This window comes from Vibrio harveyi (assembly GCF_030060435.1).
Taxonomy (GTDB): Bacteria; Pseudomonadota; Gammaproteobacteria; order Enterobacterales; family Vibrionaceae; genus Vibrio; species Vibrio harveyi.
The window spans coordinates 3,317,077-3,341,415 of sequence record NZ_CP125875.1; the positions used below are offsets into that span (position 1 = coordinate 3,317,077).

The 24,339-nt window shown below is 46.3% G+C and carries 23 protein-coding genes; 8 read left to right on the top strand and 15 right to left on the bottom strand.

Features of this window, described 5'->3' with window-relative positions:
* Window positions 1-211 precede the first annotated feature (211 nt).
* From QMY49_RS15670 to aspA, 8 genes are all read right to left on the bottom strand, one after another.
* Entirely contained in the window at window positions 212-697 is a 486-nt protein-coding gene (locus QMY49_RS15670) for a hypothetical protein (protein WP_283312296.1), read from the bottom strand.
* A 260-nt stretch (window positions 698-957) separates the two neighbouring features.
* Complete coding sequence (locus tag QMY49_RS15675; RefSeq protein WP_005448271.1) at window positions 958-2,685, bottom strand: sodium:solute symporter family protein; 1,728 nt, start codon at window positions 2,683-2,685, stop codon at window positions 958-960.
* A 12-nt stretch (window positions 2,686-2,697) separates the two neighbouring features.
* Entirely contained in the window at window positions 2,698-2,961 is a 264-nt protein-coding gene (locus tag QMY49_RS15680; protein WP_005448273.1) for a DUF4212 domain-containing protein, read from the bottom strand.
* Between the two features lie 200 nt (window positions 2,962-3,161).
* Entirely contained in the window at window positions 3,162-3,788 is a 627-nt protein-coding gene (locus QMY49_RS15685) for a MarC family protein (RefSeq protein ID WP_005448274.1), read from the bottom strand.
* Window positions 3,789-4,079: 291 nt separating this feature from the next.
* Complete coding sequence (locus QMY49_RS15690; RefSeq protein WP_005448275.1) at window positions 4,080-4,715, bottom strand: response regulator; 636 nt, start codon at window positions 4,713-4,715, stop codon at window positions 4,080-4,082.
* Window positions 4,716-4,910: 195 nt separating this feature from the next.
* Complete coding sequence (locus QMY49_RS15695) at window positions 4,911-6,746, bottom strand: protein-disulfide reductase DsbD (protein ID WP_283312302.1); 1,836 nt, start codon at window positions 6,744-6,746, stop codon at window positions 4,911-4,913.
* A 161-nt stretch (window positions 6,747-6,907) separates the two neighbouring features.
* Window positions 6,908-8,215, bottom strand: a complete 1,308-nt coding sequence (locus QMY49_RS15700; RefSeq protein WP_017190954.1) for an anaerobic C4-dicarboxylate transporter — start codon at window positions 8,213-8,215, stop codon at window positions 6,908-6,910.
* A 178-nt stretch (window positions 8,216-8,393) separates the two neighbouring features.
* Window positions 8,394-9,845, bottom strand: a complete 1,452-nt coding sequence (aspA, locus tag QMY49_RS15705) for an aspartate ammonia-lyase (protein ID WP_277205657.1) — start codon at window positions 9,843-9,845, stop codon at window positions 8,394-8,396.
* A gap of 424 nt (window positions 9,846-10,269) precedes the next feature.
* Between aspA and QMY49_RS15710 the strand changes: the two genes are divergently transcribed.
* Window positions 10,270-10,788, top strand: coding sequence for an FxsA family protein (locus QMY49_RS15710; RefSeq protein ID WP_258455404.1), 519 nt, complete (start codon window positions 10,270-10,272; stop codon window positions 10,786-10,788).
* Window positions 10,789-10,858: 70 nt separating this feature from the next.
* Here QMY49_RS15710 and trmL read toward each other — a convergent pair whose 3' ends face one another.
* The 4 genes from trmL to QMY49_RS15730 all read right to left on the bottom strand — a co-directional run bounded on the left by trmL (window position 10,859) and on the right by QMY49_RS15730 (window position 14,242).
* Window positions 10,859-11,338, bottom strand: coding sequence for a tRNA (uridine(34)/cytosine(34)/5-carboxymethylaminomethyluridine(34)-2'-O)-methyltransferase TrmL (trmL, locus tag QMY49_RS15715; protein ID WP_009698900.1), 480 nt, complete (start codon window positions 11,336-11,338; stop codon window positions 10,859-10,861).
* Window positions 11,339-11,468: 130 nt separating this feature from the next.
* Window positions 11,469-12,077, bottom strand: coding sequence for a superoxide dismutase (locus tag QMY49_RS15720; RefSeq protein WP_283312306.1), 609 nt, complete (start codon window positions 12,075-12,077; stop codon window positions 11,469-11,471).
* 72 nt (window positions 12,078-12,149) lie between these two features.
* On the bottom strand, window positions 12,150-13,553 hold the full coding sequence (gene cpxA, locus QMY49_RS15725; protein ID WP_274790499.1) for an envelope stress sensor histidine kinase CpxA: 1,404 nt from the start codon (window positions 13,551-13,553) through the stop codon (window positions 12,150-12,152).
* The gene (locus QMY49_RS15730; RefSeq protein WP_005448283.1) at window positions 13,553-14,242 is read right to left on the bottom strand and encodes a response regulator; all 690 of its coding nucleotides are present in this window, start codon (window positions 14,240-14,242) and stop codon (window positions 13,553-13,555) included. The genes cpxA and QMY49_RS15730 overlap by 1 nt, the downstream gene beginning before the upstream one ends.
* 191 nt (window positions 14,243-14,433) lie before the next feature.
* Between QMY49_RS15730 and QMY49_RS15735 the strand changes: the two genes are divergently transcribed.
* The 3 genes from QMY49_RS15735 (at window position 14,434) to pfkA (ending at window position 17,222) form a co-directional block, all read left to right on the top strand.
* Window positions 14,434-14,943 (top strand): CpxP family protein, encoded by a 510-nt coding sequence (locus QMY49_RS15735; RefSeq protein WP_005448285.1) that lies wholly within the window; start codon window positions 14,434-14,436, stop codon window positions 14,941-14,943.
* 123 nt (window positions 14,944-15,066) lie between these two features.
* Entirely contained in the window at window positions 15,067-15,975 is a 909-nt protein-coding gene (fieF, locus tag QMY49_RS15740) for a CDF family cation-efflux transporter FieF (protein ID WP_005448287.1), read from the top strand.
* A 284-nt stretch (window positions 15,976-16,259) separates the two neighbouring features.
* Entirely contained in the window at window positions 16,260-17,222 is a 963-nt protein-coding gene (pfkA, locus tag QMY49_RS15745; protein ID WP_005448288.1) for a 6-phosphofructokinase, read from the top strand.
* A gap of 113 nt (window positions 17,223-17,335) precedes the next feature.
* On the opposite strand, the gene QMY49_RS15750 is transcribed toward pfkA, so the two are convergent.
* Window positions 17,336-18,715, bottom strand: coding sequence for an MATE family efflux transporter (locus QMY49_RS15750; RefSeq protein WP_283312309.1), 1,380 nt, complete (start codon window positions 18,713-18,715; stop codon window positions 17,336-17,338).
* A 230-nt stretch (window positions 18,716-18,945) separates the two neighbouring features.
* On the opposite strand from QMY49_RS15750, the gene QMY49_RS15755 reads away from it, so the two are divergent.
* The 3 genes from QMY49_RS15755 to QMY49_RS15765 all read left to right on the top strand — a co-directional run bounded on the left by QMY49_RS15755 (window position 18,946) and on the right by QMY49_RS15765 (window position 21,994).
* The gene (locus QMY49_RS15755) at window positions 18,946-19,236 is read left to right on the top strand and encodes a co-chaperone GroES (protein WP_005448290.1); all 291 of its coding nucleotides are present in this window, start codon (window positions 18,946-18,948) and stop codon (window positions 19,234-19,236) included.
* 74 nt (window positions 19,237-19,310) lie between these two features.
* Window positions 19,311-20,957, top strand: coding sequence for a chaperonin GroEL (gene groL, locus QMY49_RS15760; RefSeq protein WP_009698895.1), 1,647 nt, complete (start codon window positions 19,311-19,313; stop codon window positions 20,955-20,957).
* A 473-nt stretch (window positions 20,958-21,430) separates the two neighbouring features.
* Entirely contained in the window at window positions 21,431-21,994 is a 564-nt protein-coding gene (locus tag QMY49_RS15765; RefSeq protein ID WP_005448292.1) for a VC2662 family protein, read from the top strand.
* 77 nt (window positions 21,995-22,071) lie between these two features.
* Here the strand turns inward: QMY49_RS15765 and QMY49_RS15770 are convergent, their stop codons facing one another.
* Complete coding sequence (locus QMY49_RS15770; protein ID WP_005425045.1) at window positions 22,072-22,569, bottom strand: MgtC/SapB family protein; 498 nt, start codon at window positions 22,567-22,569, stop codon at window positions 22,072-22,074.
* Between the two features lie 94 nt (window positions 22,570-22,663).
* The gene (gene epmB, locus QMY49_RS15775) at window positions 22,664-23,686 is read right to left on the bottom strand and encodes an EF-P beta-lysylation protein EpmB (RefSeq protein WP_005448294.1); all 1,023 of its coding nucleotides are present in this window, start codon (window positions 23,684-23,686) and stop codon (window positions 22,664-22,666) included.
* Window positions 23,687-23,718: 32 nt separating this feature from the next.
* On the opposite strand from epmB, the gene efp reads away from it, so the two are divergent.
* The gene (gene efp, locus QMY49_RS15780; protein ID WP_005425036.1) at window positions 23,719-24,285 is read left to right on the top strand and encodes an elongation factor P; all 567 of its coding nucleotides are present in this window, start codon (window positions 23,719-23,721) and stop codon (window positions 24,283-24,285) included.
* The last annotated feature ends 54 nt before the right edge of the window (window positions 24,286-24,339 follow it).

Below are 24,339 nucleotides of genomic sequence, written 5' to 3' on the forward strand. Positions count from 1 at the left end.
ACCTCGATACTTAAGATAATGATAATTATTATCAATTAATTGTCGATTAGCAACCACAGCTTTTTTGAGGAAATAACACAACAAAAAAAGCCGATACTCGGACTCAGTATCGGCTGAAGTGGGAGAGCTCAATCCCTACAATTAAGCTCGGTATTCTTTCGCGAGATAAGGTTGGCTCAAATGCGTCTTCAAGCCTTATGGAGCAAGTAAGTTATTTGTCCGTAAACAGGGTTTCGTATTTCACAAACGCTGTTTGCGTTTCACCGTAGTAGAGCGTGCCTTCAGATTGAATCGCAACACGTAGCCAACTCTCGGCTGATGCAGGCTTAGGCAAAGTGATGGTCCAGCTTTGTCCGGCTTGATCCACTGGCTTCATGTCAATTGGTTGTGCGTTTTGCTCTTGGCTATCCACGACTGAAAGCTTCACTCCTTCCAGTGGATAAGCCGCATGTAAAGACAACTCTAGGCTATCTTGAGTCAGCTTTTCTGAGCGAAACTTCACTTTAAAGTCACCATTCTCCATATCACACAAGCCACTGGTATAACGGCAATTCGACTTGCTGGCGAGTTTGTAGCTTTCCCCTTCTTTAGCGGCATGAGGCTTTTCACTCAGAGCCATGTCTGTACCGAAATAAGCGATCAAAGACAGAATTGGGGCGATCAACAGAGCGATAATAAAGTGCTTGTTTTTGAACATAAAATACTAATCCCATCAATTATCTGTTCATTTTTACTGGCTAAAATCGCTAATAACTTCGTTAAAGATTTTGAAGTTAGAGCAACTAGCTTGCAGCAATCTTTGCCTTGTTCTAAGCGATTTTTTCCGCGTAACCCCTGAACATATAATGAATGGCATTGGTATGCTTCCTTGCTACGGTTCAGGGAATCTCTAATTATTAGAATAAGTTAAGTGAATAAAAAAGCCCCAAGCGGGGCTTTTGTGGTTTGCGTTATATTTTAGTGGTCTACCGCACCGCCAGCGCCTGCTGGTACACGTACGTGCTCGACTAGGTCTTTTACTTCTTGTGGTGTTTCTGCCGTTACTTTCGATACAGCGAATGCCACGATGAAGTTGAACACAGCACCAATTGCACCAAATGCGTTTGGTTCGATGCCTAGGAACCAGTTCTGACCCCAGCTTTGTAGGTAAGTCCAGTCAGCAACAAATAGGATGCCTTTGTGCTGGAATACGTAGAATAGCGTGATACTGATACCCGCAATCATACCCGCGATTGCGCCTTCTTTGTTGATGCTCTTACTGAAGATACCCATCATCAACGCAGGGAAGATGGAGGATGCCGCCAGACCGAAGGCGAGCGCTACCGTACCGGCTGCAAACCCTGGCGGATTCAAGCCTAAGTAACCGGCGACTGCGATGGCGACTGCCATGGAGATTCGGCTCGCGAGCAGCTCTTTCTTCTCGGATATGTTCGGATTTATCACACCTTTGATTAAGTCATGAGATATTGCGGACGAAATCGCCAGTAGTAGACCTGCAGCTGTCGATAGTGCTGCCGCCAGACCACCTGCTGCGACAAGTGCGATAACCCAGTTAGGTAGCTTAGCAATCTCTGGGTTTGCTAGTACCATGATGTCACGGTCAACTTTCAGCTCATTGGTTGCTGGGTTTGATGTGTACTCAATCAGACCGTCGCCGTTCTTATCATCAAAGCCTAGTAGACCTGTTTTCTCCCAGTTCTTGAACCAGTCAGGACGCTCATCATAAGCAAGGTGCTGACCCGGAGCTGGGTTAACGGTATCCATTAGGTTTAGACGCGCCATAGCAGATACTGCAGGTGCTGTTGTGTAAAGGATAGCGATGAAAACTAGCGCCCAACCTGCTGATGTACGTGCATCACGAACCTTAGGAACGGTAAAGAAACGGATGATTACGTGTGGCAGACCCGCAGTACCGATCATCAATGACATGGTGTACACGAACATGTTTAGCGTGTCGCCACGAACTTGGGTGGTGTATTCACTGAAGCCGAGCTCGGTGACTACTTGGTCGAGCCTATCGAGTAGATAGACATCGGTGCCTTGGATGGTACTACCTAAGCCGATCTGTGGTAGTGGGTTACCTGTTAGTTGCAGAGAGATAAAGATTGCAGGAATAGTGTAAGCAAGAATGAGTACGCAATATTGAGCAATCTGCGTGTAGGTAATGCCTTTCATGCCACCCATAACGGCGTACATGAATACGATACACATACCGATCAGTAGACCTGTTGAGTAATCCACTTCTAGGAAACGACCGAACGCCACGCCCACGCCTTTCATCTGACCGATAACGTAAGTTACTGATGCGATGATAAGACACACAACCGCTACGATACGCGCTGCGTTAGAGTAGAAACGCTCACCTACGAATTCTGGCACAGTAAACTTACCGAACTTACGTAGGTATGGTGCAAGCAGAAGTGCCAGTAGTACGTAACCGCCTGTCCAACCCATCAGGAATACCGAGCCGCCGTAGCCCATGAAGGCAATCAAGCCTGCCATTGAGATGAACGATGCTGCTGACATCCAGTCTGCTGCGGTTGCCATGCCGTTAGCAATAGGGTTTACACCGCCGCCTGCTACATAGAATTCTTTGGTTGAGCCCGCACGAGCCCAAATCGCAATACCGATGTAGAGGACGAACGTCGCGCCAACCACCAGATAGGTAATAGTTTTCAAATCCATCTGAGTTACTCCTTACTCATCTACGCCGAATTCACGGTCGATTTGGCGCATTTTCCACGCGTAGTAGAAAATAATACCTAGGAAGGCATAGATGGAGCCTTGTTGAGCAAACCAGAACCCGAGTTTGTATCCACCTAATTGAAATTGATTAAGTACGTCGACAAATAAAATGCCGCAGCCGAAAGACACTACGAACCAGATGACCATCAGGGTAATCATGAGCTTCACGTTCTTGTCCCAGTAGGCTTTGGCTCTTTCTTCGCTTTCAAATGCCATTGCCGTCTCCTTACGATTGGTATTGTTGTTAAAAAAATGTTTCAACATGTACATTAGCAAGGCACTGGCAAGAACTCTTTTCAACTTTAGTCGGGATGCTAAAAAGCAAAAACGCCCATTTTTAGGGCGTTTGAGAAGAAGTGAGAATAAAAGTGTGATGTTAATTTGATGTTAAATTAGCCAAAGGTCTAAGAGTTTTATCAATTAACATAGAAATCTTTTATACCAAGCAGCAAATTATTCAGTGCAACAGCAGCAAGGATAAGCCCCATTACGCGGCTGATGATGGCTGCGCCTACGTTACCAATCACTTTTTGAATCGTGTTTGCACCCAGTAACAAGAATAGGGTAACCAGAAGTACCGCAATCATGACGCCTGCGGTCATGGCTTGGTCGACGAAAGAGTAGCGGTTGTTATCGGTGAGCATCACGATAGCCATCATTGCACCCGGCGATGCAATCGAAGGGATCGCAAGAGGGTAAACGGCTAAGTCAGCGAGATCGGAGTGGCTGACTTCTTCGCCCAGTTTTTGTTCTTGTTCTGGCTTGCTCTCACCAAAAATCATCGACAATGCAAACAGCAATAACACTAAGCCACCAGCGGCTTGAAAGGCGGGCAATGGGATTTGCATTGCTTCCAGCAACAACTGACCGGCAATAAGAAAGAACAACAACACACCCATTGAAATGGCAATGGCTTTTAATGCGACGAGGCGACGCTGTTTTGCCGTGAGGTGTTGAGTTTGTGATAGATAAACGGGTACTGAACCAATCGGATCGATGACGGCCCAGAGTACGACGAATTGAGTGACGAGAATACTTAGCAAAGTATGACCTCCCAGAGTTAGCGGTTTAACAGAGGGATGAAAAAGGCTGCGTGGTGCAATCTATGCCAATCGTAGCCAGTAATTGCTTATTCTAGCTTGTGAAAACGCTCGATAACGGCGTTAAAAATTTCGATTGTAGGAGAACTACTTATCGAAAATTTTCGCCTTGTTCTGAAGCCTTTTTCCTACGCTATTTATAAGCTCTGACTCACTGTGATTGGCATTATCATTTTAACGTCTGTTGTTCTTTTTGCGTCATATAAATGTGAATTAGATATATTTACTAACACATTACTGCTCGGGTTCCATTTGCTGCAGTAGGATGACGGCTTGAGTTCGGTTTTTCACGCCCAGTTTGCGGAAAATTGCGGTCATGTGGGCTTTGATGGTGGCCTCTGAGACATTGAGTTCGTAAGCGATTTGTTTGTTGAGTAAGCCATCGGAAAGCATGCCCAACACTTTGTATTGCTGAGGGGTAAGTGCGGCAATTTTTTCTGCCAAGTCATTACAAGCTGCGTTATTGGTGATCAAGCCTTCTGGGAAGTATGGGTCGCCATTAAGGACTTGGTTAAGGGCATTGACTAGCTCACGCATGTCGCTCGATTTTGGAATAAAGCCGAACGCACCGTGGCTTTTCACTTGTGTGACCACGCTTGCTTCTTCGCTGGCAGATACCACCACCACTGGGATATCTGGGTATTCAGCACGAAGGTGAATCAACCCCGACATGCCATTTGCGCCTGGCATCTTGAGATCTAACAACACCAAATCTGGCTCTTCTTCTTTTTCCAGCAACGCGAGTAGAGCATCCAGCGTATCCGCTTCGAGAAGGTTAGCACCACTCACAGCCATGTGTACCGATTGGAACAAGGCATTGCGGAACAGCGGGTGATCATCAGCGATGATAATGGTGTAGGTCGAATCCATGACGTTAAACACTTTTGACTATTTCGTTAATGGAATTATTGTCCACCTTTAAGAATGTGGACAATATTTATCCGCTAAAAGTCTGAACTAAATCGACTTTTATTAGAAAAATTGCATATAAACGCAACTTTCTCAGTTTTATTGAGACAACAAAAAACGCCAGTGAATAATCACTGGCGTTTGAATGATTCATCATCAGAATCGGTTGATGTGCTCTAAGAAAGGCTCGGCTTGCATAAAGCCCGTCAAACGAGCGTTTGAAACATGTTCGCCATTGGCATCCCAGAACTCAATCGTTGGTAAACCCAGTACATTCATATGTTTAAGCAGCTCGATGTCTTGCACTTGGTTCTTAGTTACGTCCGCTTGCAGAAGAACGAAGTCTTGTAGTTTGGCTTCGACGCTTGGGTCATGGAAGGTGTACTTCTCGAACTCTTTACATGCTACACACCAGTCGGCGTAGAAATCCAGCATCACTGGTTTACCTACTTGTTTCGCCTGAGCAAGTGCAGCCTCAAGCTCAGCCACGTTAGTAATACGAGTAAAACTCACTGTTGCTTGCTGAGTTTGTGTAGTGGTGTTGCCGCCAAACCAATAGTTCAATGCTGGTTGAGCAGAAGCAAACAAACCAAGCACAGCAATGATGCCTACTGCGCTTTGCTTCCAACCGCCAAATTCTAGGCTGTTTTTGATGTGGTATAGCCAACCAAAAGCCGCGATACCCAGTGCTGACCACAATGCCGTAGCCCACATTTCTGGCAAGATGCGCTCAAGTAGGAAGATAGGAGCTGCCAGTAGAATGAAGCCGAACAGCGTCTTAACGCGATCCATCCAACCTCCTGCTTTTGGCAGAAGTTTGTTGCCGAATACTGCAACAAGAATGAGTGGAATACCCATACCCATTGCTAGTGCATAGAGCGCGATACCACCTGTCAGTAAGTCACCGCTTTGTGCAACGTAAAGTAGCGCACCAGACAGAGGAGCTGTGGTGCATGGGGAGCACACCAGACCAGAAATCGCACCCATGGCGAATACACCTGCGCTGCTACCACCTTGTTGTTTGTTGCTGAGGTTGTTTAACCAAGTTTGTACGCCACTTGGCAGTTGCAGGTTATAAACGCCAAACATAGACAGAGCGAGCACCACGAATAGCACACTCAAACCAATCAACACGTAAGGGTGTTGCATCGCTGCTTGGAACTGCATGCCCGCAGATGCGACCACAAGACCGAGTAGGGTGTAAGTCAGCGCCATGCCTTGCACGTAGACAAAAGATAAGCCTAGTGCGCGGCGTTGGCTCAATTTACCACTGCCAAGCACGATGCTAGTCAGAATTGGGTACATCGGCAGTACACATGGTGTAAATGCCAAACCTACGCCAAGCGCCAAAAACAGAAGTGGCGTCCACCAGTTATCAGCTAGGTTTGCGGCAAGGCTATCTTGCTGTGTTACTGGAGCCGATGATGTGTCGCTAGAACTAGATGATTGCGCCGCTGGTGGCGTTGCTGTTGGCGCTTGTTCTGCTTTTGGTGCAGTCGTCGCCGCTGTTGAATCTGAGTTCGATGAAGTAAACGCGCTGATAGGAATCACGCGAGTTTCTGGTGGGTAACAGAAGCCTGCTTTCGCACAACCTTGGTATTGTACTACCACGCGTGCTCCGTCTTGCCAGTCGTGCATTGGGACGTTAACGAACAGAGGCTGAGTGTAGATATGTACGTCACCAAAGAATTCATCTTTATGCGGCGTTCCATCTTCCATTTGCAGTTCGCCTAACGACACCTTCTCGCCCGCTACCGACAAACGTTCTTGATACAGGTAGTAACCATCACGTACCTGCCAATCCAACATTAATTTGCCGTCTTGCTGGTAGTAGTTGAATGGGAAAGCCTGATCGACAGGTACAAAGGTATCGTTGCTGCTGCCAAAAGCATTGCTTTGACTGTTGTTTAACTGATCATTGCCAAACAAAGCAAAAGAAGGCGCAGAGAAGGTAATAAGCCCTAAGAGTAAGACGGAGAGTAATGCACGCATAAAAGGTTCAATTCATCTTAGATAATTGCCGTTAGTGTAACTCAATCAGACCTGCTGACTAGCCAATAAGTTTCATGGAAGTGAAGATTTGTTAAGCGCTCTCCAATGCGACAGGCAATAAAAAAGGGAGCCGAAGCTCCCCGAGTAAGACTCTGTTTCTACTAGATCAGCAGACCACCGAATGCGAAGCCAAGTGCTACCGCAGAAGCGATGGTTACCACACCAGGTACAAAGAATGGGTGGTTGAATACGTATTTACCGATACGAGTTGAACCCGTGTCGTCCATCTCAACCGCTGCTAGAAGCGTTGGGTAAGTTGGCAGTACGAATAGCGCACTTACTGCTGCGAAAGACGCAACTGCGGTAAGTGGTGCCACACCGATTGCTAGTGCTGCTGGCATAAGCGCAACGGTAGTTGCACCTTGCGAGTAAAGCAGCATTGAAGCAAAGAATAGAACAAGTGCTAGCATCCATGGGTAGTCTGCTAGTAGCGCACCAGCCACTTCTTTGATGCCGTCAACGTGCGCGTTAACGAACGTAGAACCTAGCCATGCTACGCCAAGAACACACACACACGCTGTCATACCAGAGCGGAATGTTGCTGCTGCTGGGATTTTGCCAGCGTCGATTTTACAGCTCATTACGATAGCTGCCGCAGCTGCAAGCATTACCGTCATGATAGCTTCGTTACGACCTAGAGCAGGGTTCTCGATAAGGCCAACAGAGCCAGAGATTGCTGCTGCGTAACACACTACGAATGCGATAGCGCCTAGGAAGATGAAAGTTGCTTTCTTCGCTGTTGGCAGGATTTCGCGCTTAGATTCTGTGTTTAGCTTGATCAAGCCTTTTGCTAGACGGTCTTGGTATTCAGGATCGTCTTTAAGCTCGCTACCCATGAAGTTCGCTACGAATGCACCGATCATACAAGCGATGAACGTTGTTGGGATACAGATCGCTAGTAGCGTCAAGTAGTCAACGCCGAATGGGTGAAGCATTGCTGCGAACGCTACAACTGCCGCTGAGATTGGCGATGCTGTGATAGCGATTTGCGATGCAACTACCGCGATAGACAGTGGACGAGAAGGGCGAACGCCTTGACCTTTTGCTACTTCTGCAATTACAGGTAGAGTAGAGAAAGCGGTATGACCTGTACCCGCCATCAGTGTCATTAGGAATGTCACGATAGGCGCGTAAAAAGTGATGCGTTCGGGATGTTTACGCAAAAAGTCTTCTGCAACTTGAACCATCCAGTCCAAACCACCCGCCACTTGCATTGCTGCGATAGCGGTAATTACAGACATGATGATCAGGATTACGTCGACAGGGATGTAAGCTTGGCTTGTCGGTACGCCTAGGATTAAAGACAATGCAATTACCCCAGCACCACCGGCAAAACCAATGCCGATACCACCGATTCTTGCCCCCAAATAGATGAAGAGCAGAACCACGAAGAGTTCGACCATTACCATATTGATACCTCTTTTAGTTTTTTAATGATTCTGATTTTTTGAGCACTCAGGAACAGGAGTAAGTGTTCAGAAAATCAGAACCTGATCGGCTTACGGCAATAAAAAGCGCATAAAAAATGTGGTTAACCGTATCAGAGCCTAAAAAAGGGCCCCGTTAGGGACCCCTTTACATATACGATTACTCGTAGCGTTTCGCTTTATAAGTCGGATGCATGAAGTTTTCAACCGATAAGATGTCATCTAGCTCTTCTGCAGTTAATAAACCGCGTTCTAGAACCACATCACGTACGCTCTTACCTGTTTCAGCACAGATCTTACCCACAATATCGCCCTCGTGGTGACCGATGTATGGGTTTAGGTAAGTTACGATACCGATAGAGTTGTAAACATAGTTCTCACAAACTTCTTTGTTCACAGTGATGCCATCGATACATTTGTCACGTAGGTTCACACACGCGTTGTGTAGTAGAGAGATAGACTCGAACACGCTTTGTGCGATAACTGGTTCCATTACGTTAAGCTGTAGTTGACCACCTTCTGCTGCGAAAGAAACCGTGTTGTCGTTACCTAGAACTTTGAAGCAAACTTGGTTTACTACTTCAGGGATAACTGGGTTTACTTTAGCTGGCATGATTGAAGAGCCTGCTTGCATTTCTGGTAGGTTCAGTTCGTTAAGACCTGCACGTGGACCAGAAGAAAGTAGACGAAGGTCGTTACAGATCTTCGATAGTTTCACTGCTAGACGTTTCAGCGCACCGTGCGTCATCACGTAGGCACCACAGTCAGAGGTTGCTTCGATTAGGTCTTCTGCTGCAACCACGTCAACGCCAGTGACTTCCGCTAGGTGTTTCACTGCTAGTGCTTGGTAACCAGTTGGTGCGTTTAGACCAGTACCGATTGCCGTTGCCCCTAGGTTGATTTCTAGTAGTAGTTTAGATGTGTAATCTAGGGCACGAATTTCTTCGTTTAGTGTTACTGCCCATGCGTGGAACTCTTGACCTACAGTCATAGGAACCGCGTCTTGAAGCTGAGTACGACCCATCTTCAACACATCTTTGAATTCTTGTGCTTTAAGCTCGAATGCGCCTTTTAGGTATTCGATCGCTTCCATCAACTGATGAACACTGTTGTAAACCGCGATACGGAAGCCCGTTGGGTACGCACAGTTTGTTGATTGGCTCTTGTTAACGTGATCGTTCGGGTTGATGAACTCATATTGGCCTTTTTCCTTGCCCATCAGTTCAAGTGCAACGTTCGCGATAACTTCGTTTGTGTTCATGTTAACTGACGTGCCTGCGCCACCTTGGAATACGTCTGAAGGGAACTGATCCATGCACTTACCTGTTTCAAGGATCAAATCACACGCTTCTAGAATGTAGTTAGCAACGTCTTTTGGAATCGCACCTAGCTCTTTGTTTGCTAGTGCAGCGGCTTTCTTAGTCATTACCATGCCACGTACAAATTCAGGTACGTCAGAGATGGTAGTGCTTGAAATGTTGAAGTTTTCGATAGCGCGAAGTGTGTGGATGCCGTAGTAAGCATCGGCAGGGACATGACGTTGGCCTAATAGATCTTCTTCAATACGAGTGGCTTGGTTTGCTGTCTTTGGAGCATCAGATAGTGTAGCCATAACAGGATCCTTAGATAATAATTCTGATATTTAAGTTATTTATTAGCCATTTCTGCAATCAAGAATCCATTCATCAGAGTTTTTGGCTGGAAAAACCGTCCTGACTTATGTGGCACATCATACTGCACCTAGCGCATAAAAATAGTAAGTGGATCACCTTTTTCGCTTTTAATGCGTCAATAATTTGCAAAGTATGAACGGGATATTAATAACCCTTTATGGGTAGATGTTTTTCCTCGACAAACATGGATTTTAAGAGTCCGAAAATAGCACTTTTCAACGATCAATTTTTGTATATGCACCTTTGTTCAAAGAGCGCTTTTTGCACAATGCATTCTCCCTAGGGTGAACACGCTTTTTTACAACGATTCGTTTGAGCTTAGTAGGCTTTTGCCATTACACTGAATCCAACAAAGGAGGGCATGTGTTTCCTATCTTATTATTGGCGTTTATTTTCGTCCCGATCATCGAAATCGGCCTATTTATTCAGGTGGGAGGCTTCTTAGGTCTCTGGCCTACGATTGCTTTGGTGTTGATTACTGCATTTGTTGGTGCGTCTTTGGTACGTAGCCAAGGAATCCAGACGCTAATGTCGGTGCAAGGGCGCTTAGAGCAAGGTGAGCTTCCTGCTCAACAGATTTTTGAAGGTGTGATGCTGGCGGTTGCCGGTGTGCTGTTGTTAACCCCAGGTTTCATGACCGATGCATTGGGTATGTTGGTATTATTGCCAGCCCCACGAGCGGCGATTGCGAAATACTTAATGAGCAAGATGGTGGTGAAGACGGTAAATGGTGGCGGCTTCCAAGGTGGCTTCTCAAATCAAGGTCCATTTGAGCAAGACCCATTCCGTCGTGACCCATTTGATTCTCAATCGGATAACGGCAACACCTTCGAAGGTGAATACGAGCGTAAAGACGACAATGATCGTAACAAGCTCAACTGATTCAATCGGTAAGTAAGAAAAGCAAAAGGGCGCATTCAGCGCCCTTTTTAGTATCTGTCATTTGCTGTGCTTACAACGCGCCTTCAAAGCCCATCTGGCGCCACGCTTCAAACGCAATGATAGCTACGGCATTAGATAGGTTTAGGCTGCGTGCATCCGGCATCATTGGAATGCGGATACGTTGCTCCATTGGCAGGCTATCGATCACGTCTGCTGGCAGACCACGCGTTTCTGGACCAAACATCAAAACATCGCCTTCTTGGTATTTTGCATCGACGTGATGACCTGTGGTCTTTGTCGTACATGCAAACAGGCGGTAGTTGCCTTGTTTCTCTTTCTCTAAGTATTCCAAGAATGCTTGATAATTTTTATGACGCGTCACGCGAGCCAAATCGTGGTAATCCAAACCTGCGCGGCGGACTTTCTTCTCTTCTAGATCGAAACCCAGCGGCTCAATCAGGTGGAGATTCGCACCACAGTTAGCACACAGGCGAATGATGTTGCCGGTGTTCGGCGCGATTTCTGGTTCGTATAGAGCGATATCAAACATGGTATTGAATTAGATTGGTCAAAACAGGCGAGCAGTATATACCCAAGTCACCATGAGAAGCGAGATTCAACACAATGACGGGTAATAGAAGAGGGCAACCACTTCAGTGTGTTGCCCTCATTTAGATAGATTAACTCAGAGCGCGAGCGTAGTTCTCTTCCACTGCGCGCCAGTTGACCACATTCCACCATGCGTCGATGTATTCAGGACGACGGTTTTGGTAGCTGATGTAGTATGCGTGTTCCCACACATCCAATGCTAGGACTGGTTCACCTTGTACCGCGGCAACGTCCATTAGAGGGTTGTCTTGGTTACTCGTTGACGTAATGTGAATATCGCCATCTTTTACGACCAGCCAAGCAAAGCCAGAGCCGAAAGTATTGATAGCAGCTTGTGCGAACTCATCTTTAAACTTTTCGAAATCGCCATATTTGTCGTTGATGGCTTGCGCTAGAGCACCTTGAGGTTCACCGCCACCGTTTGGTGACATGCAGTTCCAGTAAATGATGTGATTGTAATAGCCGCCACCGTTGTTGCGGATAGCTGGACTGTGTTGAGAAATGCAAGCGAAGATGTCATCGAGGCTTTGGGTCTCGAGAGCGCTGCCTTTTGTGGCAGCCATGAATTTGTCGTAATAAGTTTTATGGTGTTTGCTGTAGTGAACTTCCATTGTTTTCGCATCGATGTACGGCTCTAACGCATCGTATTCGTATGGAAGCTCTGGGAAAATGTGCGACATTGTAAATCCTCCTTTATGGAGGATTTACTTTAATGTTAATGAAAATCATTATCAACTTTGATCTTTGTAAGGTTATTTGCCTGCGCTGATCAATGGTAGGGTGATGGTGACACGTAAACCGCCGAGTGGGCTACGGCTAGCAACAATCGAACCGCTGTGCTGACGAATCGCACTGTCGGTGATGGTTAATCCTAAGCCAGTACCACCTGAATGGCGATCTCGTGCTGTAGATACACGGTAAAACGGGCGGAAAATTGCTTCCAATTCTTCGTCAGGTACGCCTTCCCCATTGTCGTCAACCACGATGCTGAGGGTATCGAATGAATCCTGAATGTCGATTCTTACTTCATCTTTGCCGTAGTAAATCGCGTTGCGGATGATATTTTCTACCGCGCTCATCAACAATTTAGGATTACCAGAGATACTGCGATCCGGTAAGGTTGAATAGCTAAGGGTTTTACCCATTTGCTCGGCTTCAAACTGCGCGTCTTTGATGATCTCTTCCCATAAGCTGACAATTGGCTGAGTCTCGCGCGTCATGTGGCTGTTTACCTGCATGCGCGACAGTTCAAGCAGCTCGGCAATCATCTGCTCTAAGCGCTGCGCTTCGGTATCAATACGAGTTAGCTCTGGGCTTTCACCTTGTTTACGAGTCGCCAACGCACTTGCCATACGCAGGCGAGTGAGTGGGGAACGCAGCTCGTGTGAGATGTCTGAGAGTAAACGCTGCTGACCAGAAATCATTTGATTCACAGCCTCGACCATTTGGTTGAAGCTCGTACCTGCTTGGCGAAACTCGGTGGTGCCTTTCTCTAGATTCGGATCGATGACAAACTCACCTTTAGCAACGCGTTGTGCTGCGGTTTCCAATCGTCGAGCTGGTTGGCTCAATGCCCATGCTAACCATAATAATAGCGGTGTACTCACCAACATAACGGCGAGCAGCAACTGCAATGGGTGGTCAAACAGGCGTAACATGATTGGTGGCGGCTCGTTCCACTTAAAGCCGACGTACATCAGTAGATCTGAATTAGCGACATTGATTGGCACTGGACCTGCAATCATGTAACGACCGTAGAGTTTTTGTTTCGGCTGTGACTGATCTTCAATACTGGTGACAAAATTTTGCAGTGCACGCAGCTTAAAGTCTTTGTGGCTCGAGGTGCTTAAGATATTCCCTTCGTGATCGGAAAAGAAGATCCTTGGACGTGGGTCATGCTTGCTGCGTCGTTGTCCTTCAAGGCTAAATAAGATTTTGCCGAGGTTATCTTGGTTGCGATACTTCTTCTCAATACCGTCACGTATTTCAAGCATACGTTGATAATGCTCTTTTGGAATGTCGCGCGCTTTCCGTGGATCAAGATGAGGTAGTGACAGCACAGCCATCAGAACCAAAAACATGGTGAACCAGAAGATGGCAAAGATGCGTCCATACAAGCTGTTTATCTTCGGTAGTTTGAAGCGTGGTGCTCGCATTAATCCTCCTCAATCAACATGTAGCCGCGCCCTCGTAGGGTTTTAATGCGTGGCTTACCGTTACTCTGATCTGGCAGTTTCTTCCGTAGGTTGGACACGTGCATATCGATCGCGCGGTCAAAGGCTGCAAGGCGCTTACCAAGCACGTCAAGACTCAGGGTTTCTTTAGTGAGGACTTGCCCCGGATTTTGTACAAAGTGAGTCAACAAGGCGAACTCTGTGGTCGTTAAATCCAGCAGAACCTCTTCACAATAGGCTTCCTGTTTGCCTGGATAGAGTTTGATTTCTTGATACTCAATGCAGTCACCGTTTTTAGTGCTCTTTTGAGTGCTGCTTGTGCGGCGTAAAATTGCTCGGATACGTGCCAGTAGTTCGCGGTCGCTGAATGGTTTTGGCAGGTAATCATCCGCACCCAGTTCAAGACCGATCACGCGATCGATTTCTTCGCCTTTAGCTGTCAGCATTAGAACAGGCGTTTCCCAGTTTTCACGCAGGCGCTTTAAGGTTTCCATTCCATTGAGTTTTGGCATCATGACATCGAGCAAAATAAGGTCGATTTCGTCAGTGACTGCCGCGAGACCAGCTTCTCCATCGTTGGCTTCGTTGACGTTAAAACCTTCGAAGCTCAGCACTTCCTTAAGTAGGCTGGTTAGCTCGGTATCGTCATCAATCAAAAGAATGTTCGCCATATGAGTACCTATTTATCATTCGTAGTTGTTTTAATATTACATGGTAATGACGGTGAAGAATGAGTGTAAAAATCACTCTTTACGATTCTTTACGGTCTCTATACGTCGCTTTACCTAGTAGGTCGTATTCTACACTCAAGCGCTGTGAGAACAGCTCAGAAGAATCACTAACCTGTGTAAGGAATCGTATTATGAAAACTGCAAAGAAACTGGTACTAGCGGCTGTTGTTCTACCTCTAACTCTAGGTACAGCGAGTGCATTCGCATTTGGCGGTAAAGACCACAAAGGTCATCGCGGTGAGTGTGGTATGGGTATGGACCGCGGTATCATGCGTCAACTAGACCTAACTGATGCACAAAAAGACCAACTAAAAGAAATGCGTGAAGCGAACAAAGCGGAAATGAAAGCAAAATTCGCGGATGGTAAAGAAGCACGTATGGCTGAGCGTCAAGCGCACCACGAAAAGGTTCAAGCACTGCTATTGGCTGATAACTTCGATGCAGCAGCGGCAAACGACCTAGCAAAAGAGATGGTTGAGAAGCAAACTGAGCGTCGCGTTAAGATGATGGAGAAAAAGCACCAAATGCTGAGTGTTCTGACTCCTGAGCAAAAAACAAAATTTGTTGAGCTACAAAAAGAGCGTCAACAAAAGTGTGGCGAAAAAATGCAAAAACGCATGGAAAAGCACCACAACAGCTAATCGCTGAAAGATAACGTAAGAGAGGTAGCCAGAGTGCTGCCTCTTTTTGATCTTGGCGATTTCATACTCATTAAATCATTCTCAAGGTATACTCAAAGCACGGTTTGAGTTAACTATTTGATTATGAAACAGCAATACGCACGTTTAGTGACGATGGCAGCTTGGACGGCAACCATCGTTGCGACGCTTCTTTTGATTGTCAAAGTCATCACTTGGTGGGTGACGGGGTCAGTCAGCTTACTTGCCTCTTTAATTGACTCCATGCTGGATATCGCCGCTTCGGTGGTGAACCTCATTGTGGTGCGCTATTCCCTACAACCTGCCGACAGAGAACATACTTTTGGTCACGGTAAAGCCGAGTCGTTGGCGGCGCTGGCACAAGCGATGTTTATTTCTGGTTCAGCGGTGTTCTTGATCCTGAACGGTGTCGAGCGCTTCTTCCGCCCACATGAATTAAACGCTCCAGAGCTCGGTGTTTACGTTTCTCTATTTGCTATGGTGGTCACTTTTGGACTTGTGATGTTCCAAAAGCATGTCGTGCGTGTGACGGGCAGTCAGGCGATCGCCGCCGACTCACTGCATTACCAAACAGACCTGTATATGAATGGTGCCATTATGGTGGCATTAGGTTTGAGTTACTTTGGTGTCACGCAAGCCGATGCAGTGTTTGCGGTGGGTATTGGTATCTTTATTTTATACAGCGCATTCAAGATGGTCAGCGAAGCGATTCAGACCTTGTTGGATAGAAAGCTGCCAGATGAAGAGTTGGAACAGATTCGCCAAGAGTGCTTAAAAGTGGAAGGGGTATTGGGTGTGCATCAGTTACGTACACGGATGTCTGGTCCAACGCGCTTTATCCAACTGCACTTAGAATTGGATGATAACTTACGTTTGATCGAGGCCCATCACATTGCCGATAAAGTAGAAGATAATCTACTTGAGCTGTTCCCGGAAGCGGATGTGCTGATCCATCAAGATCCATTGTCAGTGGTGTTTGGTCCAGAAAGAGACCAGAAGGCGCAAGATTGGTAACGGTCGAAAAATCGGGCTGTGCCTGACGACAAATAGGCGCTTATTGACTATCTTTCCATCACTACTTATTAAGAATCGTGATCCTGATGTGAATCAACGAAGTTGCAAAGAGAAACTGTAATACTCTTACATAAGTAGAAAAGTTACATAAAAAAGTGTGTTTTCATTGGTATTCCTGTAGAGGAAATGTAACATAACGCACAGTTCTGGATTATGCAGGTTGCTTGGTAACAAGGGGCCTAAAAGAAAATTAAATAATTGATTGCCAAAGATCGAGGGTGAGCATGATTAAGAAGATCGGTGTTTTAACAAGTGGCGGTGACGCACCTGGTATGAACGCTGCAGTACGCGGCGTAGTTCGTACAGCACTATCTGAGGGATTGGAAGTTTACGGTGTTTACGATGGCTACCTAGGTCTTTACGAAGACCGCATCGAAAGGTTAGATCGTTCTAGCGTTTCTGATGTGATCAACAAGGGTGGTACATTCCTAGGTTCTGCACGTTTCCCTGAATTCAAGGAAGTGGCAGTACGCGAACAAGCGATTGAGAACCTTAAAAAGCACGGTATCGATGCACTAGTTGTTATCGGTGGTGACGGTTCTTACATGGGTGCTAAGAAACTGACTGAGATGGGTTACCCATGTATCGGTCTACCAGGCACAATCGATAACGATATCGCAGGTACAGATTACACAATCGGTTACCTAACAGCGCTAAACACAGTTATCGACGCAATCGACCGTCTACGCGACACGTCTTCTTCTCACCAGCGTATTTCTATCGTAGAAATCATGGGTCGTCACTGTGGTGACCTAACTCTGATGTCTGCAATCGCAGGTGGCTGTGAGTACATCATTACTCCAGAAACTGGTCTAGATAAAGAGAAGCTGATTGGTAACATCCAAGACGGTATCTCTAAAGGTAAGAAGCACGCAATCATCGCGCTAACTGAGCTGATGATGGATGCAAACGAACTAGCGAAAGAGATCGAAGCGGCAACAGGTCGTGAGACTCGTGCAACGGTTCTTGGTCACATCCAACGTGGTGGTCGTCCAACTGCATTTGACCGCGTTCTAGCGTCTCGTATGGGTAACTATGCTGTTCACCTACTAATGGAAGGCCACGGTGGTCGTTGTGTTGGTATCGTGAAAGAGCAACTGGTTCACCACGACATCATCGATGCTATCGAGAACATGAAGCGTCCTGTACGCAACGACCTATACCAAGTTGCTGAAGAGCTATTCTAAGCCTGCTTGATAAAGTCAAAATCTAAAAAAACCGCGGTTATCCGCGGTTTTTTATTATCCGAAACTTGTCTAAGCAGAAGTCCGTCTGAGATTGAAACTGGCTTTATGTGGAACTAAGAGCTCGCGTGCTCTGCTAATGTGATACGACGCTCGCGCAGGGCAAAGAGATACCCTAGCAAACCACCTAGTGTGTTACCCAGAGCAATACCAATGAACAAACCTTCGATGCTATAAAGCTGACTGCCAATCCATGCCGCTGGCAGCGTAAAGACGAACAAGCGCATAAAGCTCCATTGAAAGGCGCGCAGCGGTTTGTGCATCGCGTTATAGCCACTCACCAGCATCATCACAATACCTTGGAAACCATAGCTAAACGGCACGACTAAGAGGTAATGCCACAGCAAGTCTTTTACTGCCGCTTCTTGGGAGAAGAGTGCTGCGAGAGGAATGCTAAGGGGCACCATCATCAAAAAGATAAAGCCTTGGAACACCACCGCAAAGCGCATGCTCAGGAACCAGCCAGCGAATGCACGAGCAGGGTTATTAGCCCCAAAGTTTTGCGCCATAAACGGGGTGAGTGCAGAAGTCAGTGACATCAACACCAAAATCAAGATCGACTCAATTCGCTGCGCAGCACCATAAGCGGCAACCGCTGCGGTGCCATGGTGAGACAAAATCATCATCAGAATCGCACCAGATAGCGGCGTCATCGCATTCGAGAGAGCAGCGGGCGTACCGATCTTGAGCGTTTGTTGCCAATCTTGTTTGATGCACTGCCATTGTGGTGCCGCAAGCAGCTTTTCGCGTTTGATCAATACATAGAAAGAACCGCACAAAGCACCAAACCAACTGAATGCACTAGCAATCGCAGCGCCTTGAATGCCGAGCTCAGGAAAAGGACCGTAGCCAAAGATGAGTAATGGATCGAGTATGCCGTTAATCAATCCAGCGAGCATCATTATCTTCGCCGGAGTCTTGGTATCACCAGTCGCCCGAATAGCGCTATTGCCTGCCATTGGGATCACCAGCAGGGGAATTGTCAGATACCAGACTTGCATGTACTGCTTGATCAGTGGAATGGAATCTTCTTTTGCGCCAAGGAAGCTGAATAATGGCTCGATGGTAAACAAACCTAGCGTTGAAGCAATCGTAACTAGAGCAACTGCCAGTAATAAACCATGGCTAGTAAAACGTGCTGCTTGAGAAGACTCTCCTTGACCCAACAGGCGACCGATATTGGTCGACAGACCCATACCAATGCCCATAGTGATGCAGTTCACAGCAAAGGTTACTGGGAAGGTATAACTGATTGCCGCGAGCGCTTCGGTACCCAATAGCGAGATGAAAAAGGTATCGACCAAGTTAAACATCAAAATCGCGATCATGCCCATGGTCATAGGGGCGGTCATTTTGCGTAAGGTGTCAGGAATGGGCGCGGTCAACAAACCATGCTTGTCTTGAGTCTGATTGTCCGGCTTATTCTTTTCCAGCATTTTTGACATCTAGTCTGGTGAGGGAAGGGCAAGGATACAAGAAAGCCGTTGCCTCGGCGAGTGAGCATTTCGCGCGCAAACCGTTGCTTAGCTGCCGGTTATTTTAACTAAGTCACAAAAAATTCACGTCTACCCCTTGGGATCCTTAGCTTTGCCCCTTATATAGTGATCACGTGCCCCTGCGCGGGCAATTATCAAATAAACATGGAAATTTTCAGGAGAGACGACCGATGAACATTCGTCCATTACATGACCGAGTTATCGTTGAACGTAAAGAAGTTGAATCAAAGTCAGCTGGTGGCATCGTTTTAACTGGTTCTGCTGCGGAAAAATCGACTCGCGGTGTTGTTCTAGCTGTGGGTAAAGGCCGCATCCTAGAGAACGGCACAGTGCTACCGCTGGACGTTAAAGTTGGTGATACTGTTATCTTCGCTGAAGGTTACGGTACTAAAACTGAAAAAATCGACGGTAAAGAAGTGCTAGTAATGTCTGAAAACGACATCATGGCTATTGTCGACTAATAGCAATCGTTGAGTAATTTTTTGCTCTGATTCAAAAACGAAATCGAAAACAGAATTTAGAAAGGAAATCAAAGATGGCTGCTAAAGACGTTAAATTTGGTAATGACGCACGAGTTAAAATGCTAGAAGGCGTAAACGTTCTAGCTGACGCAGTAAAAGTAACACTGGGTCCTAAAGGTCGTAACGTAGTTCTAGACAAATCTTTTGGTGCACCAACGATCACTAAAGATGGTGTATCAGTAGCGCGTGAAATTGAACTGGAAGATAAATTCCAGAACATGGGCGCACAAATGGTTAAAGAAGTTGCGTCTAAAGCAAACGACGCAGCGGGTGACGGTACAACAACAGCAACCGTACTAGCGCAAGCAATCGTAAATGAAGGTCTAAAAGCAGTTGCAGCGGGTATGAACCCAATGGACCTTAAGCGCGGTATCGACAAAGCAGTTATCGCAGCAGTTGAGCAACTAAAAGAGCTATCTGTTGAGTGTAACGACACCAAAGCAATCGCACAGGTTGGTACCATCTCTGCGAACTCTGACTCAAGCGTAGGTAACATCATTGCTGAAGCAATGGAAAAAGTTGGTCGCGACGGTGTTATCACTGTTGAAGAAGGTCAAGCACTACAAGATGAGCTAGATGTAGTTGAAGGTATGCAGTTCGACCGCGGTTACCTATCTCCTTACTTCATCAACAACCAAGAAGCAGGTTCTGTTGATCTAGAAAACCCATTCATCCTTCTGATCGATAAGAAAGTATCGAACATCCGTGAACTTCTTCCAGCACTAGAAGCAGTAGCAAAAGCATCTCGCCCACTACTTATCATCGCTGAAGACGTAGAAGGTGAAGCACTAGCAACACTTGTTGTGAACAACATGCGTGGCATCGTGAAAGTAGCAGCAGTGAAAGCGCCTGGTTTCGGTGACCGTCGTAAAGCAATGCTACAAGACATCGCTATCCTAACTGGCGGTATCGTGATTTCTGAAGAAGTTGGTCTAGAGCTAGAAAAAGTAGCACTAGAAGACCTAGGTCAGGCGAAGCGCGTTGCAATCACAAAAGAAAACACAACCATCATCGATGGCGTGGGTGAAGAAGCAATGATCCAAGGTCGTGTTGCTCAAATCCGTCAGCAAATCGAAGATGCAACTTCAGACTACGACAAAGAGAAACTACAAGAGCGCGTTGCTAAGCTAGCAGGCGGTGTTGCAGTAATCAAAGTTGGTGCAGCAACTGAAGTTGAGATGAAAGAGAAGAAAGACCGCGTAGAAGATGCACTGCATGCAACTCGCGCAGCGGTTGAAGAAGGCGTTGTTGCTGGTGGTGGTGTAGCACTAATCCGTGCAGCATCTAAGATTGTTGACCTAGAAGGCGACAACGAAGAGCAAAACGTTGGTATCCGCGTTGCACTACGTGCAATGGAAGCGCCAATCCGTCAAATCACGAAGAACGCAGGTGATGAAGAGTCAGTAGTAGCGAACAACGTGAAAGCAGGTGAAGGTTCTTACGGCTACAACGCAGCAACAGGCGAGTACGGCGACATGCTAGAGATGGGTATCCTAGATCCAACTAAAGTAACGCGTTCTGCTCTACAATTTGCAGCATCAGTTGCAGGCCTAATGATCACAACTGAAGCGATGGTTACTGACCTACCACAAAAAGAAGGCGCAGGTATGCCTGACATGGGTGGTATGGGCGGTATGGGTGGTATGGGCGGCATGATGTAATTTGCTGCTTGTCTTGTCGCTCTAACGCCTTATAGCTGCATCGAAAGTGCTCATTTACGTGCGTAAACTCCGCGCTTTCTCTTTGCTCTAAGACGTTATAGCTTAAAGACAACCGACCAAACCAAACTAGGAAGCCGAGGTGAATGCCTCGGCTTTTTTATGTTTGTGAATTGAGGCTGTTTGTGGGTGAGATTGAGTTGTAGGGAAATTCTGATTCTTCTTCGTTAGACATAGCAGAGCAAGGTGTCATTGGATTGAGCTGAGTGCTGAGAACATTGACGGAAACACTCGAAATTGAGTGGTTACTAATCATCAGAGTTTAGGAAAAAAGCGGATAAATAATGCATGTGAATTATTGGGTTAAATATTCACTCAGTTAAATATGACTTAGCGCTAACATTCATCAACTAAAAATAGCGCAAACTCTGAACACTACACTATGTTGTAAAAGACAAATCCCCATGGAGATGAAAATGAAAAAGCTAATGACGTCACTGGCTGTTGCAGCCGTTATCGCTTCACCTGTTGCTCTTGCTGACAGCTCACCAGTTATGTTCTCTACAATCGACAACACGAACGCGCCTTCTAACTCCTCAGTTGGTGGTGTGCGTCTTGCTGTTCTTCACGGTCAGGTGAACGAAGTGAAAGGTGTCGATTTCTCTCTACTTGGTATGTCTGAAACAGATCGTACAACCGGTGTGAACTTCGGTCTTTTCTTTGGTGCATCAAAAGTAAATCAAGAAATGACGGGTGCTTCTCTGGGTCTATTTAACTGGAACCAAGGTCAGACGAATGGTGTTAACTTGGGTGCAGTGAACGTAACAAACAATGTGAAAGGTTTGAACTGGAGTGCGGTGAACTACTCTGAAGGTTACACAATGGCAGACATTGGTCTGGCAAGTATCTCTAAAAAATCTAACTTCCAGCTTGGTGTCTTCAACATGACTGATCAAATCGATGGTGTTCAAATTGGTCTCCTAAACTGTGCGGACAACGGTTTCTTCAAGTGTTTCCCTATCGTGAACTTTGCGAAATAAGTTCCGCGACCTTCCACGATAAATGCCAGATACAAAAAGACCCCGGCGAGACGTCGGGGTCTTTTTTATTGAATGGATTATTTGATCAAACGTGTAGATGTTTTTCGCTGCTGCATTTTCTGGTGCACACCGCGGCGCAAAGCTTTGACGCGGTTTTCTGCCCGGTCTACACCGAGCAAAACGGTCAATGCCAACACGGTAATAATGATCGACTGCGATAAGTAACCTAAGCCAATCATCAAGCCCAAGCCTGCCAATACCCAAATTACTGCTGCTGAAGTCACACCGTGGATTTTGCCGTCTTGAGTCATCATCACACCTGCACCTAAAAAGCCAACACCAGTAATGATCTGCCCAAGAACACGAGCTTGGTCTAACGTGTTTGGTGAAAGTGAAACCGCCATTGACATAAATAGGTAAGTACCTGATATGACGAGAATTGCAGTACGAATACCAACGGGTTTACCTCGAGTTTGACGCTCAATGCCAATCATCAAACCATTGATTGCGCAGCAAAGTAATGCCGCCCAACTGAATGGGCCAAGATCGAAATAGTGTTCAAAAGTTGCTTGCATCTTAACCTCCAAATTTGCGGAGTATGCATAGATAAGACCGCCTGAGCGAACAAAAGCTTTTACTCGTAACGACAATCTTTATACGGCAAGCAACTTACTCTAGATGCAGATCCAGTGGTGTTTTACTTGGTCGACCCCCAATTTCACGGGTCAATTTAGGCACTAAATATCCAGACACTCGCGTGATTACGCCACGCATGAGCTCTTTCGCTTCTTCATCGGAAACAAAGTAGTGTGCCGCGCCTTGGACTTTATCTAAAACGTGCAAGTAATAAGGCAAAATGCCAGCGTCAAATAACGCTTCGTTCAGTGCAACTTGTGCTTCAACGCTGTTGTTAACGTCTTTCAGCAGTACCCCCTGGTTTAGCAAGGTAACGCCAACCTGCTTCAACTTCGCCATTTGAGCGGCAAACTCAGCGTTGATTTCGTTGGCGTGGTTGATATGAGTCACCAAGATGATTTGCAGACGAGAAGCGCGAAGTAGGTGACATAGCTCATCAGTAATACGAGCAGGAATCACGACAGGCAAACGGCTATGAATACGCAGGCGTTTGATATGTGGAATTTGTGCGATGTGCTCCAATAGCCAGTGGATCTCATCGTCTTTTGCCATCAAAGGATCGCCACCAGAGAAGATCACTTCGTTTAGCTCAGGTTGTTGTGCCATGTACTCAAGGCACTTAGTCCATGCTTGCTTGCCGCTTTTGTTTTCTTGATAAGGGAAGTGGCGGCGGAAGCAGTAACGGCAATTCACCGCACAGCCGCCTTTCACAATCATCAAGGCGCGGTTGCGATACTTGTGCAGCAATCCCGGAATGTCATTGTCTTGCTCTTCTAGCGGATCATTAGAATAGCCTTCATGGACCTCAAATTCTTCGCTCAAAGGTAATACTTGGCGTAAAAGTGGATCGTAAGGATTGCCTTTTTCCATCCTATCGACAAAACTTTGCGGTACACGCTGTGCAAACAGCTTGCGCGCAGCAAACCCGTCCAGCCATGGCGATGGATCAATTTCCAACATTTCCAGCAATTTTGCAGGATCAGAGATCCCATTCGCTAACTGTTTGAGCCAGTTTTGCTCAACAGATTCGACTTTTCGGGTTATTATGTGCGGCATTGAATTTAGCTCTAAGAATGTAAGAGGAAAAAATGGCTACAGTTAGCACCAATGAATTTAAAGGCGGCCTTAAGTTAATGCTTGATAACGAGCCTTGTGTAATTCTGGAAAACGAATACGTTAAACCAGGTAAAGGCCAAGCGTTCAACCGCGTTAAAATTCGTAAACTTCTTTCTGGTAAAGTGCTAGAGAAAACATTCAAGTCTGGTGACACTTGTGAAGTGGCAGACGTAATGGATATCGACCTAGATTATCTATATTCAGACGGCGAATTCTACCACTTTATGAACAACGAAACTTTCGAGCAGATCGCTGCAGACGCGAAAGCAGTTGGCGACAACGCTAAGTGGTTGGTAGAAAACAACACTTGTATGATCACGCTTTGGAACGGTAACCCAATTACTGTTACTCCACCAAACTTCGTTGAGCTAGAAGTTACAGATACAGATCCAGGTCTGAAAGGTGATACTCAAGGCACAGGTGGTAAACCAGCTACGCTATCAACTGGCGCTGTTGTACGTGTTCCACTATTCATCGCAATCGGTGAAGTGATCAAAGTTGACACTCGTACTGCTGAATACGTAGGTCGTGTGAAGTAATTCACTCAAACGTATTTGATGAAAAAGGTCGCTTCGGCGGCCTTTTTTATTGTC

Bases quoted from the DNA above. Each gene is read 5' to 3' on its own strand.
- QMY49_RS15670 (WP_283312296.1), bottom strand. From the start codon at position 697: ATGTTCAAAAACAAGCACTTTATTATCGCTCTGTTGATCGCCCCAATT.
- QMY49_RS15675 (WP_005448271.1), bottom strand. From the start codon at position 2,685: ATGGATTTGAAAACTATTACCTATCTGGTGGTTGGCGCGACGTTCGTC.
- QMY49_RS15680 (WP_005448273.1), bottom strand. From the start codon at position 2,961: ATGGCATTTGAAAGCGAAGAAAGAGCCAAAGCCTACTGGGACAAGAAC.
- QMY49_RS15690 (WP_005448275.1), bottom strand. From the start codon at position 4,715: ATGGATTCGACCTACACCATTATCATCGCTGATGATCACCCGCTGTTC.
- QMY49_RS15695 (WP_283312302.1), bottom strand. From the start codon at position 6,746: ATGCGTGCATTACTCTCCGTCTTACTCTTAGGGCTTATTACCTTCTCT.
- QMY49_RS15700 (WP_017190954.1), bottom strand. From the start codon at position 8,215: ATGGTAATGGTCGAACTCTTCGTGGTTCTGCTCTTCATCTATTTGGGG.
- aspA (WP_277205657.1), bottom strand. From the start codon at position 9,845: ATGGCTACACTATCTGATGCTCCAAAGACAGCAAACCAAGCCACTCGT.
- trmL (WP_009698900.1), bottom strand. From the start codon at position 11,338: ATGTTTGATATCGCTCTATACGAACCAGAAATCGCGCCGAACACCGGC.
- QMY49_RS15720 (WP_283312306.1), bottom strand. From the start codon at position 12,077: ATGTCGCACATTTTCCCAGAGCTTCCATACGAATACGATGCGTTAGAG.
- cpxA (WP_274790499.1), bottom strand. From the start codon at position 13,553: ATGCGAGCACCACGCTTCAAACTACCGAAGATAAACAGCTTGTATGGA.
- QMY49_RS15730 (WP_005448283.1), bottom strand. From the start codon at position 14,242: ATGGCGAACATTCTTTTGATTGATGACGATACCGAGCTAACCAGCCTA.
- QMY49_RS15735 (WP_005448285.1), top strand. From the start codon at position 14,434: ATGAAAACTGCAAAGAAACTGGTACTAGCGGCTGTTGTTCTACCTCTA.
- fieF (WP_005448287.1), top strand. From the start codon at position 15,067: ATGAAACAGCAATACGCACGTTTAGTGACGATGGCAGCTTGGACGGCA.
- pfkA (WP_005448288.1), top strand. From the start codon at position 16,260: ATGATTAAGAAGATCGGTGTTTTAACAAGTGGCGGTGACGCACCTGGT.
- QMY49_RS15750 (WP_283312309.1), bottom strand. From the start codon at position 18,715: ATGCTGGAAAAGAATAAGCCGGACAATCAGACTCAAGACAAGCATGGT.
- QMY49_RS15755 (WP_005448290.1), top strand. From the start codon at position 18,946: ATGAACATTCGTCCATTACATGACCGAGTTATCGTTGAACGTAAAGAA.
- groL (WP_009698895.1), top strand. From the start codon at position 19,311: ATGGCTGCTAAAGACGTTAAATTTGGTAATGACGCACGAGTTAAAATG.
- QMY49_RS15765 (WP_005448292.1), top strand. From the start codon at position 21,431: ATGAAAAAGCTAATGACGTCACTGGCTGTTGCAGCCGTTATCGCTTCA.
- QMY49_RS15770 (WP_005425045.1), bottom strand. From the start codon at position 22,569: ATGCAAGCAACTTTTGAACACTATTTCGATCTTGGCCCATTCAGTTGG.
- epmB (WP_005448294.1), bottom strand. From the start codon at position 23,686: ATGCCGCACATAATAACCCGAAAAGTCGAATCTGTTGAGCAAAACTGG.
- efp (WP_005425036.1), top strand. From the start codon at position 23,719: ATGGCTACAGTTAGCACCAATGAATTTAAAGGCGGCCTTAAGTTAATG.